Origin of the sequence: Methanococcoides burtonii DSM 6242 (genome assembly GCF_000013725.1) — an archaeon.
Classification (GTDB): Archaea; Halobacteriota; Methanosarcinia; order Methanosarcinales; family Methanosarcinaceae; genus Methanococcoides; species Methanococcoides burtonii.
Map to the genome: position 1 here is coordinate 1,482,877 of NC_007955.1, position 14,305 is coordinate 1,497,181.

The window sequence follows — 14,305 nt, forward strand, 5'->3', positions numbered from 1 at the left end:
ATTACATGATTATTGGAAAATGATACATGGACCTCAAAACCAAATATTATCTCAAATCAAAATTCCAGGAATATTACAGGACTGCTAAGATTCATCTGCCTGCAAAGCTACCAGAACGGGAATGGGGAGTTCTTTCTTTTGATGATATGCCCGAAACTGTGATGAGAAGGCATAAATCATTTGGTTCTGCCGGCGAGGTTGAGGATTACCTTACAGGAATGGCACCTGCTCATGTATATTATTCCGTTGCATATTATACATATCCGAACGCTCCGACCATGAAAGAGAAGCAGTGGCTGGCTGCAGACCTTATATTTGACCTTGATGCAGACCATATCCCGGGAGCACCGAATTCATATTCTGATATGCTCGACCATGTCAAAAAGGAGACATTGAAGCTCTATGACCTCCTGACGGACGATTTTGGATTCAAGGAAGAAGATATCGGTGCAGTCTTTTCAGGAGGAAGAGGATATCATTTCCACATAAGTGACCCGCGTGTGCTTTCCCTTGAAAGTGCAGAAAGAAGGGAGATCGTGGATTATATCAGCGGAAGAGGACTGAACCTTGATAAAATATTTGTGAAAAAGGGAGTTAGCGGAGATGCTGGGAGTGAGAAGGCCACAATGAACGTATTCCCTTCCGAAGATGACGGAGGATGGGGTGGAAGGATAAACCATCATATGATAGCATACCTTAGAGAACTGGCAGCAAAGGAAGATGCAGAAAAACTTTTTACCGGATTTGACCGAATCGGAAAAAAAACTGCCAAGAGAATCGTGGAAATATTAAGAGACGAGACCCAGGTAGATCTGCTCAAGAAAGGAAATATGGAAGCTTTGTCACGTGTGAACAAGGATATTATACAGACACTTGCCGAGCGATCTGTCACGGAACTGTCTGCAAGTGTGGATGAGCCGGTCACCGGAGATATAAAGCGCCTAATTCGCCTTCCGGGATCGCTGCATGGGAAATCGGGGATGTGTGTCACATCGTTGTCTATCTCACAGCTTGAGGATTTTGACCCATTGAACGATGCTATTGTTTTTTCGGACAAGCCGGTAAAATTAAAAGTGATAAGAACTTTTGCCGTACAGATGAAAGGTAAGGACCTCCATGTTGAGGAAGGTGTGCAGGAACTACCGGAATATGCAGCGATATACCTAATGTGCAGAGGTGCAGCAGAATATGGACCGTAATGAGCTTAAGAGCATACTCCGTGAAGAGAACAGTTCCGCATTAAGAGGATTACCCCATGGGTTCTATGGCCTTGTGGACAAATATATCCACGAACTGGAAGGAGAGATAAGGCAGATAAGTAACCAGCGTTCTCCCGAGTCGAAGATACTTGAAGATGAGCTTCAGAGTGCCATCAATGATGTGGAAACCATATTCATCCGACGCATACGCAAGATAACATCCAGGGCTACTTCGAATGCTTTTTCAAGCAGCTCTCCAAAGCAGGACCTTGACAAGCTGCTTCCTGCTGAGCAAAAGGTCTATGAAGCAACCCTTTCTGCAATACAGGTTGCAAGAGGAGAATTACTGGAACCGATACTTGATCCGACAGCAAGTTATAATGCAGAGAAGGTCGAAACTGCAAAAACAAGGACACGGGAAGGGGGGAATGCTGCCAAAGAGATAGAAAGGACAACAGCAGCTGAGATCCCAACAGAAATTGAAGACGGTGAGAAGTCGGAGATAGCCAAAAGGAATATAAATGAAGAATACTTTGTTGTCCGAATATTGAAAGACCTACCGACATTCAATGCCGTAGATAAACGAAATTATACTACTCATGCAGAAGATGTTGTTGTTTTACCCGCAATGAACGCAAACGTTCTGGTAAAACGAGGCGCAGCTCATCTTATCACAAAGATAACAAATTCAAATTGATAGAAGGTATAAATAATGAAAATTCCAAAGAGGTTCAGAACTTATTGCCCTTCCTGCAAAACACACACTGAACACATTGCAGAAAGAGTGAAAAAAGGCAAAGCATCAGCAATGACACATATTGCAAGGCAAAAAAAGAGACAGACCGGAATCGGAAACAGTGGAAAGTTCTCAAAGGTTCCTGGAGGAGACAAACCAACCAAGAGAGTACAACTTAAATACCGCTGTGCAACTTGCAACAAGTCCCATCAGAGACCATGCTTCAGAGCAAAGAAATTCGAGTTTAAGGAATGATGATCATGACAAACCCTAAAAGCAGATTTTTACGTGTAAAATGTAACGACTGTTCTAACGAACAGGTGATCTTTGGTAGTGCAAGCCGCAAGGTGAACTGCCTTGTTTGTGGAAGAACACTCGCGGAGTCTACCGGCGGAAAGTCAACAATAACAACACATATTCTAGAAGTCCTTGAATAAAGGGTGTAGAATGGATAATAATAATTGGCCAGAAAGCGGCGACTTTGTAGTTTGTACTGTAAAGAACGTAGTCGACTTTGGGGCCTACACCACTCTTGAAGAATATGGAGGCAAAGAAGGATTCATCCATATTTCCGAGGTCAAGGCCGGCTGGGTAAAATATGTTCGTGATTACGTAAGGGAAGGACAGAAGATCGTCTGCAAAGTGCTGAACGTAGATCCAAACCGACGTCACATCGATCTTTCATTGAAAGATGTGAACGAGCACCAGAAGCGTGCAAAAATACAGGACTGGAAGAACGAGCAGAAAGCTACAAAATGGCTTCAGTTCGTAGCAGAGGACATGGGCACCAGTCCGGAAGAGATGGGAGCTGTAACAGCTACACTGTCTAATGAGTTCGGAAGTTGCTACATAGCTTTTGAAGAAGCAGCCATTAATGGCGAAGATGCTTTCGAAGACATTGTTATTAGCAAGGAACTTGCTGAAAAGATAGCCAGTATCGCTCAAGAGAACATTAAACTTCCATTCGTAGATATCGCAGGATATGTGGACCTTACAAGCAATCTTCCTGACGGGATCGAGCTAATAAAGAAAGCATTGAAAGCAGCAGCAAAGGTCAAAATAGACGATGTAAGAATAGATGTCACTTACACCGGTGCACCAAGATATAGGATCAAGGTAATCGCACCAGAGTACAAGACCGCTGAAGCTGCTTTGAAGAAAGCTTCTGAAAAAGCTATCGAGACAATTGAGAAGAAGGGCGGAAAAGGTATTTTCCACAGACATATAGAAACAGCAAAGGCGTGATTTTCATTGGGAAATAAGCTTAGAAAATGCACCCAATGCAACATTTATACTTTGAAAGACAACTGCCCGGAATGTGGTGAAAGCTCAGGCAATCCCCTTCCGGCACGATTTTCTCCACTTGATACTTATGGGAAATACAGACGTATCTCTAAAAAACGGGAGATGGAACATGCGTGAAACAACCGTAATTCGCCTTAAGGAAGATATCCGACTGAAGAATCCCACACTTCTTGTAGGATTACCCGGAGTCGGGCATGTTGGTAAACTTGTTGTCGACCACCTTATTGAAAAGCTCGATGCTGAAAAGGTATTTGAGATATATTCCCCCCATTTCCCACCACAGGTAATGGTGAACGAAGAGAGTACGGTCAAACTCGTCAATAACGAGATATACATTTGCAAAGCTAACGGAAATGACATCGTACTACTTGCAGGCGATCATCAAAGCACAAGTACAGAAGGCCATTACGAGCTGGGTGCAATTTATATTGACATTGCTGAAGAACTCGGAGTTAAAAGGATATTCACCCTTGGTGGCTTCCCCACAGGTCAATTGACGCATACTGATGAGATTATGGGCGCTGCCAATGATCTGGAAATGGTAACAGAGCTCAAAGAGTATGAGGTCACATTTAAACCAAACGAACCCGGAGGGGGTATCGTTGGTGCTTCCGGACTTTTACTCGGGCTTAGCAAGTTCAAGAACATCAGGGCAGCATGCTTGATGGGACTCACTTCAGGATACCTTGTCGATCCGAAAAGTGCACAGGCACTCCTCGCATTACTTAGCAAGATACTGAGCATCGAAGTAGATGTAAGTGAACTCGAAGAAAGAGCTAAGGACATGGAAAAGATCGTTGCAAACCTGATGGAAGCAAAACAACAGGAACAGCAGCAACCACCGGAAATGTTGAGAGACACTGCCACAGATGAAGATCTAAGATATATCGGGTAAGATGGTCTGATGCAGATCAATGCTGATCTTCACCTTCATTCAAAATATTCCATGGCATGCTCCAAGAATATGGAGCTGTCAACAATTTCTATTGAAGCAAAGAAAAAGGGAATTGACCTTGTTGCCACAGGAGACTGTATACATCCGAAATGGCTTGAAGAAATTAAACAAGCTGCCACAAACAATGAGACTATTTTTATCAATGAGACTCATTTCATACCCACGACTGAGATCGAGGATAAGAATAGAGTACACCACCTTTTGATCCTGCCATCGATATCCAAAGCCGAAGAACTGGCAGAGGCTATGTCGAAATATGGAAACCTCGCCGTTGATGGCCGACCCACAGTACGCCTTGACGGTTGTGAAATTGCACAGATAGCAAAGGAAGTTGGTGCTCTTATCGGACCCTGCCATGCTTTCACACCCTGGACTGCCCTTTATGCACATCACGATTCACTTGGGAGCTGCTATGGAGACATGACGGACTACATATCATTCCTCGAACTCGGATTAAGCGCAGACAGCGATTATGCGGACCGCATAAGCGAGCTGCACAGACTTACTTTCCTCACTAACTCCGATGCACATTCCCCCTGGTCCAACAAGCTCGCACGCGAATTCACAAGATTCGAGGTCCCGAGTATCGACTTTGAAGGACTTGAAAAAGCAATACTACGCAAGGAAGGATACAAAGCAACCCTTAACGTAGGATTCTTCCCGGGAGAAGGAAAATATAACGAATCCGCGTGCATCAAATGCTACACCCATTATACCCATGAAGAATGCATAAGGCAGAACTGGAGATGTTCCGAATGCAGAGGACTGATCAAGAAGGGAGTTCATGACAGGGTGAACGAACTTGCAGACCTGGAGCTGCCAGAACATCCCGACCACCGCCCCGATTACCTACACCTTGCCCCACTTGCCGAAATAATTATGATGGCACTCGGACATGCCAGCATCACCACAAAAGGTGTAACTTCAGCATGGACAACCCTTATCGAAAAATTCGGCAACGAAGTAGCAGTTCTTCTTGATACCAATTCAGAACAGCTTAATATAGTAGACCAAAGGATAGTCGATGCTATAATGGCATTCAGAAACGGTGAAGTGATTATTCACCCTGGTGGCGGCGGAGAATACGGCCACATAGAGCTACCAGGCTCAAAGAACGAGGGAAAAGAACCACAAAACCAGAATAAAACAAAAGCCCAGAGTTCCCTTTTCGATTTCTGATAACTTTTACGACACTTTTATATTCAATTAACACTATCACACAGAACAGTGCCGAGGTGGCAGAGCGGACTAATCCAACGGTGTATTTATGCCGCGGAGTCTAAACGCGGCAGGCTCGAGACCTGTTTCTCCTAACGGAGTGCTTGGGTTCGAATCCCAACCTCGGCGTTCTATTTTATGTTTAAATCCTAATATATTCACTCCACTTAGTTTAATGATGATTGGGCATAACTCAACATTAGTGACGTGAACACCGTTCCTTGTAAAAGTGATATTATACCCCTATTGGGGAGAAAACACCACTCAAAGAAGGTTTGTCATGAGTTGAAAGATCACTAAATGGCATTGTTAATTAAACATCGCTAATTCTTTATTTCTGTACTTCATCAAAAGAAGAACAGAGTACTTCAACATTTCAAGACTCTTAGTATAACACTTTGACTTTCTTCTCAATCTTGCCAGAAAGTGCCTGAATATGCTGTTATATCCTTCAACAGTATATGTTTCAGCTTTGGATTGAGTGTGAATTTTCTCTGGAACAAACTCTGCATATGCCCTCCAGTGATCAGTCATCACTTCTCCAATCTCCTTCCCCTTTAATTTTTTCCAGAGTTTTAGTCCTGTTTCCGTTCCCCTGCTACCAAAAGAGCAGTCGATGAACCTTTTTCCATCTCTATCAACAGCAATCCAGATCCAACAATATTTTTTTTGTTCCCAATATAAGTGTGCATTTCATCTAATTCAACAATCGATATTTCATTTTCGCTCTTTAGATCCTCTAATTCACGACCAAACTTCTTTATCCATTTTTGGACAGAAACGTGGCTAACTCCTAAAAAACGTCCAATTGAACGAAATCCTAATCCTTCGAGATAGAGTTGTAAAGCCTGCCGTTTAACAGACATGGGACTAGCAGTTGATTTAATCTCTACTGAATAGCTATACCCACAATCATGGCATTTGTAGCGTTGGCGTCCATCGATTTTACCGTTCTTTTTATGATTTGAGCTCTTGCACCTGGGACAGTTCATGCACAAACATAGGCCCTGATACTATATAAACTCTACTTAAATACCAATGCCCACTAAATTAGAGTTTACTTTAATTTCAGTTGGAGTTTCGAAGGTTGTAATTTAGAGGGATTGGGGAGTCTGTGCCAATTGTGGCACACAGTCCTTAATCGTGTAGCTAAGGCAACAAGTAAAAAAAGCCACATACGGCATATTGTGCCGCAAAAATTGCCGAATACGAGCGCCGAAAAGTTTAGATATTTTTTAGAAATCGACATCATAAGGTTTATTAATTGTTTTTGTTAATGGTATCCAGAGCTATCTATTTTCGAACGGATGTATTGGAAATGTATCAGAGCAAACACGGAAAAAAAGAGAAAAGAAGGATAAATTATGATAAGATAATATGCTATTACTGGAGTTCAAATATGCAAGTTAGAGAATTAAATCATGTGTGTAATACTCAGCTATGAAAAAGGAAACAACTGTGGAATTTCACAGTTGTTAATGTAATATTTTTAAATTTCAGTGCGGAAGGCAGCCACCATAGCTTTACATGCTTCTATATATTGACCATTATTGCAGCTTGCATTTCCATAAATATCTCCATCTGAAAACAATGGTCTTACTCGGTGTGTGCTGTTATAGACAACGAAGGGTGACATCACTGTATAATAAGTAAAAGGTGGAGCTACCCATTCATAGTGTTCATCGTACCTTGCATCTAAATTGTGTCCAATTTCATGAGTTAAAACAATACATCTTTCAGAGTAACTTGCTCCATATGATCCTGTACTAGGAACCATTTGAAGTACACTGTAGGCTCGATCTGAACTTCCATTATAAGTTGATCCCCGCCCTAAGGTATTATCATCAAAATCTTGCCCATAAAATAGAGTTGTAAGGTCACTGTCTGTAATATCTCTATATGGCGGAATATCATCTTTAAAGAAATCTATAATTTCTTGACTTGTACCATTGTCCAAGGAACCATACCTTTTATAATAGTCAAAAGTCAACATTGCATCGTGATCATCAAGTCCTAAATTGGCCGTATTAATCATATCTGAAATTTCCATTTCTACTAAAGTGTAACTTCCGTATACATCTTTATAAGCACTATCATAACATAGCAAAATATTAAATGATGTTATTCCCACAGACATAAGTACCAAGTTATCGCTCATAGTAGAATATTCGAGTTTGCTATCATAATCAGCACTTTCATCGATCTCAAAATTCAGTTCGTCTGTAAGATCAAACTCAATCGATTCAGCTCTGTAAATGTTATGGATATTTTTTCCACCTATCTCATTTTTTGTAAAATCAATATAATACGCATTTTCATCTACATCGATCATACCTATCAAAAGGTTGTTACTGATGGTCATTGCAACTTTGCTATCTTCATCCCCTACCACTTTTCCATGGTATGTTCGGATGTCAGGAGCATCAACTAAAACCATGTTCCTTTTTCATCAGTAGTAATTACCTTTGTATCCCTACCCATTACATGTGTTTCATGTAAATCTAATGCCACTTCTTCTCCCATTAGATTCAGTACAATAATTTTGTTTTCATTAACCGCGTTATTAAATACATCTGGTTTGATTGTAAATATGGCACTATTAAAATTTCCCACATTTTTCAGTGAATCACCAGATTCTCGTTTTGCATCTACATTTTCCATTTATACATAATATTTGTTTTCAGCCTGTGCACTTATATTTGGTACACTTGCTAACAAGAGCAAACCTATTAAAATAAGTGAACTTGTTTGAATTATATGTTTTCTCATTTTATCTCTCTATTTTTGACGTTAGCACTTCATTTACAAAAAATATATTTGACTAACGACACAGTCAATATATTATTAGTCATACTTAAAATTAATACACTATATCGATACATTTTCATTGAATAAAATATAAATTTTTGATAATTTTATTATATAAATATTGAGAACCCAACAAATATTTATAGAGAAAACGCTACTTTAGTTAACATGAAAAATAGACATTTACTGAAATACGTCATTTTATTTTCCATATGCATTTTAGTATCTGGATGCACTGGAATTGACAATGACCCTCCAGTTGAAGAATCAATGAATCCTAGTGATGTGAATCTGACACTTGGTTTAATGCCAACTGAATTGTCTATCAAAGAGATAAATGAATTATCCACTCTTCAACTTACTTTAAAAAATGAAGGAAATTATACAGTTAATGTAGCTATACTTGAAGAGTTTTCTACTTATAATATAATTTATTCTAATGGTTCTGATATTGAATATGAACATATGCCTGCACTTGATTTAATGGGTGATGAGTCACTTGTTGAGTTGAAACCAAACGAATCATTATCTATCAATGTAAACCCAATCGGGTGGAACCCATTTAGCAAAGGTAATCACTCCCTGTCTGCAAAATATTTTGTTCGTGGTTTGAATACTTTCACCAAACCTTACTGGGAAGGAGTGATTCGGTCCAATAATATAACCCTCAGAGTTGAGTAAATTCAAAGAATTTGCTAGAAATCTAAATGAGTACTTACATTATTCGCATGGTTTGTCAAACTTATGATATTAGATCATAAAATCCATAGCTTCCACCACTCAAACTCTATACATCGATGCTCTGAAGCCGCCAAGTCCGGTTAAAACCAGACGGCGAACAATTCCGAGAGCATCGAACTCTCTTTTTAGTCTATCATAATATTGTTGTGTATCCACTCTTATGATGGCTTTATTGTGTCGTGTCATTGGAATTAAGTTCTTGTCTCTGTCTTTCCATGCACGAACCTTTTTTGTATCATAAATGATGTGCCCATAAACGCTCTTGTAGCCGAAATCAAGATAGTTGGAGAGCTTGATAAGGGCATCTTTGATATTTATCCATGTGTTCTCTTTTCGAAAAAGACCCTTGTACATGTATCTCTGATTGTATCCAGAACTCCGAGTATGTGGTATTGTTCCAAGTATCGCCACGCTGACATTTCAGGTATTCCGGTAGCATCTACTATGTCTCTAAAACTTGAAATCCATTCTTATTGAATGCTACAAATGAAAGGAAACGCAGGGATGCCAGATTATCAGGCAATGGTATTTCTGCTGATTCTGGGTTTTTCTTGTAGTCCCATTCTGGAAAATCGTGACGAGGATAGAAGCGTTTTCCACCTTCAAAGTATTCATCTGTGATGTATTCTAAGCCTAAATGGTCGACTAAGTGGATTAGTTTAACCAATAGCTGTGTAAGGTCTTCTTTTATTCTTCCGAACTCTTCCAGTGTTGGATATGAACCGATTACACGTTCATTTATCTTAAGTTCAGAAAGAGAAGAAACGATGTTTTTTTGAATTTACTATTTAATCTAAGTTTAACTAATTAAAAGAAGTTAAGTTCTTGGTGAAATTTGCAGGCTACACAATTTATTGTTCAAGATCTGAGTAAATTTTGATAAATTCAGCCATTAGTGTTACGATGATGGAAGAGTAATACATCCACAAAAAGATAGCGAGAAAAGCACCAATTTTCGTATAAACAGTTGTAAAATTGCTATATGAGATATATAAGCTAAAAAGATGTTTGCCAAGGGTGATGAAAAAGACAGTCAGAAATGAGCCTATGCCAATATACTTAATTTTGACCTTCTTGTCAGGAAGGGCCATATAAAGATAAATAAAAAAGAATATAAGTACGAAGAAGGTTACGATAGAGGAAATATATTGCATAAGCTCCAAAGGCAACGGATGAATGATAGTGAGCATGTTTGAGATCACTACTAAAAATATCTCTGCAAGAATGCTTATTATCAGCAACAAGCTAAAGATAAAAACCGCAACAAATGAAGAGATACGTTTCTTGAACAATCTTTGACTCCATCCTTTTTTAGAATCCAAAACTCCCCACATATGATCGATCGTTTTCTGGAACTGTAAGAAGATGTTGCCAGCACTCCAGAGGAAAAGTAAAAAACTGATTATCAATCCAAATGTCAGGGAACTTGTTTCCGGTAATTGATGGAAGAGTAGATTAAATGAATTTATAATTTCTTCATCTGCAAAAGGTGAAATGTAATCGATAATTGTTGCCTGAAGTAGTTCCACTTTCAAGAACATTCCTCCCAGGGATGATGAAAATAAAAGTAAGGAAGGAAGACTGAGTATTAAATAAAATGAAAGAGCTGCACTGAAAGAGGTACCATCGTCAGCAATCCATCTTTTAATAGTTTGTAAAGCCACATCCTTGAGTTTTCCCATGAAAAGCAATGAACTTATAGCTACAATTAGTTTCTGATAACTTTTGTTTTCAGGGTTAAAAAAAGAACGATGTTTATACTTATTTTTGTCCCACAACCTTTCTGGACAAAAGGTATTTAACCCAAACCGCACAAGAATTTAATGGGAGTAATGCATCAGCGTTTTGCTGATGTGTAAAACATTGTAAATGGATTGTATTACTGAAAAGGGGAAGAATATGTCAAAATTTGAAATATATACTGACAAGAGTGGAAAATACAGGTTCAGGCTCAAAGCAAAGAATGGAGAGATCGTAGCAACAGGGCAGGGCTATGCGACCAAAGCAGGCTGCATGAATGGTATAAAGTCTGTCAAGAACAATGCCATGGATGCCGAGATAGTTGAGATCGAGACACCTTCTGAAGGAGAATAAGTGGTCATTTCGGATATCCGGAATGTATCATTTCAATTCTGCAATTTTTTAACATTTTTACATTTTGAAATTGCTCATATTTTCGCTGGGAATCAAAGAAATTCATTAGCAATGCCAACATGAAATGGAACTATGAGCCATACATATTCCTGCCTTTGAGCCATCAATCCGCCCTTGTGTACATCATACCCCAACTTCTGCCACATACATTCAACTGAATATATAATAGTGAGAAATGATTGAAATTATTATGTACCGATCTTTATACGACAATAATAAATTATGTGCAGAGAATAAATTAAAAATAATCGTACTCTTTTGACCCTACAGGAATTCGTAAGTACCAGTATGGGACGGGACCTTCGTGTCATAATTATTGGAGGACGTGCCATAGCCCGCATGGTAAGGGTAGCAAAGAAAGGAGATTTCAAAGATAAATTATCAAGAGGAGGAATGATAAGGTCCTTTGAAATGACACCTGAGATAGAATGGCTGGCTACCGAAAGTGCAAGTGTTTTCGGTATTGAGATCGCAGGAATGGGCCTGCTTTTCGATGGAGAACACTTCAAAGTATGTGAAGCGAATTTCTCGCCAGGATTTGAAGGTGTGGAAAGCTGTTGTGGCATAGATATCGCACAGGAAATGTGCAACTTCATAAGAGTGCGTCTTGGAATGATCCCGGAAGAGGAAGAAGGGAACAAAGAAAATATGAATTAAAAGAGGTTCTTAAGAACCTCATTCCATTACATTGTCAATGATGAACTCAAATGTACCAGTAACACCGTTCACATTTACGGTATAAACACCCTTTTCAAGACCATATACATCCAGAGGAATGTTTACTTCAAAAGGAACAAGTGCCTGAGTACATGCTACATCCTTTGGTCTTTTGGTCTTCAGTGCGATATCAAATCCATTTCCAGTATTAACGGTCTCAATGTTCTCCTCATCGATGAAAGTGCAACCATCAGGCAGATTCCCGATTGCTGTCACACTTATCTGAAGGGGGAATGATTCCATGACCATTATTTGAACATCATCCACAACAGCAGTACCAACTATATATTCCTCACCAGTGTCATCGGATGCAAGCGAGTCAGCCAAGACAACTACATTCATAGTAAACGTATCCTCGTTGCCGGTCACATTCTCCCAGGACATCTTGTAAATAGCATTTATCTGATAATTTCCCTCAGATGAAGCTTTGAGAGTCCATTCGTGAACACCACCCGCACCCGGCATTGGCTCATCCGGACCTACAAACTCATCTTTTACCAGCACGATGCCTTCAGGAAGAGAAAGGTCCCACGAATAACCTGTGGAAGGATTCTCATTGAGCTTCAGAACTATACTGTCGCCCATCTTAAGAGATATCTCACTGCTGTTCGCTTCTTCGGAAAAGACAGTTCCTGAAACAACCGTATCATCAACATCCAGAGGATCATCAGTAGTGCCAGTATCCGTACAACCCATCGAAAATGCCGCAACTGTAACTGCCACAATTGAAATAAGTACGAGAATGCACATTCGTGTATATCGTTTCATTGTAATATCTCCTAATAACAGAAATGACCCGTTCCTATATATCCATATCTTAAACTACGAATTCATTTGAAGCTATTCGATATTGATTTTTGGCAAAATTATAGTAATTAACAATCAATCGATGAGGAAATAAAAACTCACAGTTTTTCTTAGAGATCACTGACATCCCACCTACCCATCTATCGCCTTACTCCCATGACAATGGGAACCCCGGTATCTACAATAAGCAGAATATTCATCCTTGAATGTGGGATATTGGGATTAATAGGAGCGATGATAGGATCGTTCTCCGGAGTAGTAATCGCTCGGATGATAGGAAGCGGTACAGTCCCTGCAGATTTATATGGAATAGAAAAGATTCCCGTGATCATCAACAGTGCGGATATATTTATAACAGTTATAAGTGTATTTTTACTTAATCTGGTCACAGGAGTCTAAACCACCCAACGTGCAGCAAGATTCAATCCAGTAGAAGCAATTTTATCAAATTGAGAATCGAGTTATTGTTGAGCAAAATGTTTGCAACACTTATTTACTAAATTTATAATTTTACTGAAAAATTAGTAAAATTTCGGATTTTAAGGCGCAACGTGTATATACAATAAATGATTTATTTTAATTAGATGAGCGGGAAATTAATTCTTTTAAAGTACCCCCACTCCCCAACCCGCTCATACCACCTTCATTAAGCAAACGTTCCATTGACACTTTTTTGACGATCGTTAAATTGAAAATAACAGGTTTTCAATTTATATATTGGCGAAAATGGAGACGATCTTTTTTGATAGATCTTTACTTATTTCAAGAGACTTCATCAACGTATTTGTAGAAACGACATCTACCCCCATTTTTTGAAACTGTTCAGGGGAAGTAGTATCACGATCATCAAGTACAAGGACATCAAGAAATTCACGATAACAGTCAGCAATACCCCTGGAGGACACATCAAACCCTCGAGCAGTCATAAACTTACCAGCAGGACCACTGACTGCTTCATTCCCAATAATAGGACTTACTGCAACCACTTTTTTCTTACGGAGGATTCTGGACATACCGGGAAGGGAAATAATTGGACCTATGCTTGTGATAGGGTTGCTTGGGCCTATCAGAACCTCATCGTCGCTCTCAAGCGCTTCTAGCACCAGCGAACATATGGAAGCCTCTTCAATGCCTTCCTGTTCGACGGACAGAACTTCCGGCACACCGTGCTGTTTTACCCAAAAATCTTGAAAATGGACATGACCAGAAGGCGTCTCGACTATTGTACGAACAGAGTCATCAGACATTGGAAGTACATTTACCCCGATCCCATATACAGAAAGCAGTTCATGTATAGATTCTGACAGAGACAGTCCCTGTCTCAATAGATCCGACCTCATAATATGAGTGACACGATCAAGATCACCTATCATCATACTTTCATCATGACCAAGTTCTTTCATCTCCCTGTGGGTCTGGAAAGTATCGTCTTTGACGCCCCACCATTTGTCCCGATCAATTCGGCCGGACAAGAGATAGAGTATAGTATCAATGTCAGGAGTTATCAGATTTCCCGAGACCCATACATCTTCAGCAGTGTTCACAACAACGGTCAATTCGTCTTCCGGAACAATGTGCCTTAGACCATCGAGCAACTTAGGAGTACCGGTCCCACCTGAAAATATTATCATATAATATAACCTCAGTATTATGCATTAACGGAAC

The 14,305-nt window shown here is 39.7% G+C and carries 19 protein-coding genes and 1 tRNA gene; 12 read left to right on the forward strand and 8 right to left on the reverse strand.

The annotated features are described in order from the left end of the window. Positions 1 to 26: 26 nt before the first annotated feature. From priS to MBUR_RS13845, 9 genes are all read left to right on the forward strand, one after another. Complete coding sequence (gene priS, locus MBUR_RS07175) at positions 27 to 1,199, forward strand: DNA primase catalytic subunit PriS (protein ID WP_011499452.1); 1,173 nt, start codon at positions 27 to 29, stop codon at positions 1,197 to 1,199. Continuing rightward, positions 1,189 to 1,896 carry a hypothetical protein gene (locus MBUR_RS07180; protein ID WP_011499453.1) on the forward strand — a complete coding sequence of 236 codons (708 nt, stop codon included), beginning with the start codon at positions 1,189 to 1,191 and terminating at the stop codon, positions 1,894 to 1,896. Before priS ends, MBUR_RS07180 begins: the two co-directional genes overlap by 11 nt. Before the next feature lie 15 nt (positions 1,897 to 1,911). Further along, on the forward strand, positions 1,912 to 2,190 hold the full coding sequence (locus tag MBUR_RS07185; RefSeq protein ID WP_011499454.1) for a 50S ribosomal protein L44e: 279 nt from the start codon (positions 1,912 to 1,914) through the stop codon (positions 2,188 to 2,190). Continuing rightward, complete coding sequence (locus tag MBUR_RS13485; protein WP_083754955.1) at positions 2,187 to 2,372, forward strand: 30S ribosomal protein S27e; 186 nt, start codon at positions 2,187 to 2,189, stop codon at positions 2,370 to 2,372. The genes MBUR_RS07185 and MBUR_RS13485 overlap by 4 nt, the downstream gene beginning before the upstream one ends. 10 nt (positions 2,373 to 2,382) lie before the next feature. After that, complete coding sequence (locus MBUR_RS07190) at positions 2,383 to 3,180, forward strand: translation initiation factor IF-2 subunit alpha (RefSeq protein ID WP_011499456.1); 798 nt, start codon at positions 2,383 to 2,385, stop codon at positions 3,178 to 3,180. Between the two features lie 6 nt (positions 3,181 to 3,186). After that, positions 3,187 to 3,357, forward strand: a complete 171-nt coding sequence (locus MBUR_RS13490) for an RNA-protein complex protein Nop10 (protein ID WP_011499457.1) — start codon at positions 3,187 to 3,189, stop codon at positions 3,355 to 3,357. Then, on the forward strand, positions 3,350 to 4,135 hold the full coding sequence (locus tag MBUR_RS07195) for a proteasome assembly chaperone family protein (RefSeq protein ID WP_011499458.1): 786 nt from the start codon (positions 3,350 to 3,352) through the stop codon (positions 4,133 to 4,135). The genes MBUR_RS13490 and MBUR_RS07195 overlap by 8 nt, the downstream gene beginning before the upstream one ends. A gap of 9 nt (positions 4,136 to 4,144) precedes the next feature. Beyond that, positions 4,145 to 5,374: a TIGR00375 family protein gene (locus MBUR_RS07200; RefSeq protein WP_011499459.1), complete on the forward strand. Its 1,230-nt coding sequence runs from the start codon at positions 4,145 to 4,147 to the stop codon at positions 5,372 to 5,374. 50 nt (positions 5,375 to 5,424) lie between these two features. Further along, positions 5,425 to 5,542 (forward strand) — tRNA-Ser (locus MBUR_RS13845). Positions 5,543 to 5,722: 180 nt separating this feature from the next. Here the strand turns inward: MBUR_RS13845 and MBUR_RS13495 are convergent. From MBUR_RS13495 to MBUR_RS07220, 3 genes are all read right to left on the reverse strand, one after another. Beyond that, positions 5,723 to 6,405, reverse strand: a protein-coding gene (locus tag MBUR_RS13495; RefSeq protein ID WP_076611659.1) for an IS1-like element ISMbu3 family transposase whose coding sequence is annotated in 2 segments (ribosomal slippage) — positions 5,723 to 6,082 and positions 6,085 to 6,405 — 681 coding nt in all. Because the reading frame shifts where the segments join, the coding sequence is not laid out codon by codon here. Between the two features lie 497 nt (positions 6,406 to 6,902). Then, the gene (locus MBUR_RS07215; protein WP_011499460.1) at positions 6,903 to 7,850 is read right to left on the reverse strand and encodes a M12 family metallo-peptidase; all 948 of its coding nucleotides are present in this window, start codon (positions 7,848 to 7,850) and stop codon (positions 6,903 to 6,905) included. After that, positions 7,841 to 8,074 carry a hypothetical protein gene (locus MBUR_RS07220; RefSeq protein WP_011499461.1) on the reverse strand — a complete coding sequence of 78 codons (234 nt, stop codon included), beginning with the start codon at positions 8,072 to 8,074 and terminating at the stop codon, positions 7,841 to 7,843. The genes MBUR_RS07215 and MBUR_RS07220 overlap by 10 nt, the downstream gene beginning before the upstream one ends. A gap of 315 nt (positions 8,075 to 8,389) precedes the next feature. On the opposite strand from MBUR_RS07220, the gene MBUR_RS07225 reads away from it, so the two are divergent. Further along, a complete protein-coding gene (locus MBUR_RS07225; protein WP_011499462.1) occupies positions 8,390 to 8,902 on the forward strand; it encodes a hypothetical protein in 513 nt (170 codons plus the stop codon). A gap of 99 nt (positions 8,903 to 9,001) precedes the next feature. On the opposite strand, the gene MBUR_RS07230 is transcribed toward MBUR_RS07225, so the two are convergent. Further along, a complete protein-coding gene (locus MBUR_RS07230) occupies positions 9,002 to 9,316 on the reverse strand; it encodes a hypothetical protein (protein ID WP_011499463.1) in 315 nt (104 codons plus the stop codon). 497 nt (positions 9,317 to 9,813) lie between these two features. Continuing rightward, positions 9,814 to 10,644, reverse strand: coding sequence for a YihY/virulence factor BrkB family protein (locus tag MBUR_RS07240; RefSeq protein ID WP_048063585.1), 831 nt, complete (start codon positions 10,642 to 10,644; stop codon positions 9,814 to 9,816). 217 nt (positions 10,645 to 10,861) lie between these two features. Between MBUR_RS07240 and MBUR_RS07245 the strand changes: the two genes are divergently transcribed. Beyond that, entirely contained in the window at positions 10,862 to 11,056 is a 195-nt protein-coding gene (locus tag MBUR_RS07245; protein ID WP_011499466.1) for a YegP family protein, read from the forward strand. A 297-nt stretch (positions 11,057 to 11,353) separates the two neighbouring features. Then, positions 11,354 to 11,773 carry an ATP-grasp domain-containing protein gene (locus MBUR_RS07250; RefSeq protein ID WP_332244254.1) on the forward strand — a complete coding sequence of 140 codons (420 nt, stop codon included), beginning with the start codon at positions 11,354 to 11,356 and terminating at the stop codon, positions 11,771 to 11,773. A gap of 18 nt (positions 11,774 to 11,791) precedes the next feature. Here the strand turns inward: MBUR_RS07250 and MBUR_RS13015 are convergent, their stop codons facing one another. From MBUR_RS13015 to cofD, 3 genes are all read right to left on the reverse strand, one after another. Beyond that, positions 11,792 to 12,601, reverse strand: coding sequence for a protease inhibitor I42 family protein (locus MBUR_RS13015; protein WP_011499467.1), 810 nt, complete (start codon positions 12,599 to 12,601; stop codon positions 11,792 to 11,794). 179 nt (positions 12,602 to 12,780) lie between these two features. After that, positions 12,781 to 12,972, reverse strand: coding sequence for a hypothetical protein (locus MBUR_RS07265; RefSeq protein WP_157196673.1), 192 nt, complete (start codon positions 12,970 to 12,972; stop codon positions 12,781 to 12,783). A gap of 378 nt (positions 12,973 to 13,350) precedes the next feature. After that, positions 13,351 to 14,271 (reverse strand): 2-phospho-L-lactate transferase, encoded by a 921-nt coding sequence (cofD, locus tag MBUR_RS07270; protein WP_011499468.1) that lies wholly within the window; start codon positions 14,269 to 14,271, stop codon positions 13,351 to 13,353. Between the last annotated feature and the right edge of the window lie 34 nt (positions 14,272 to 14,305).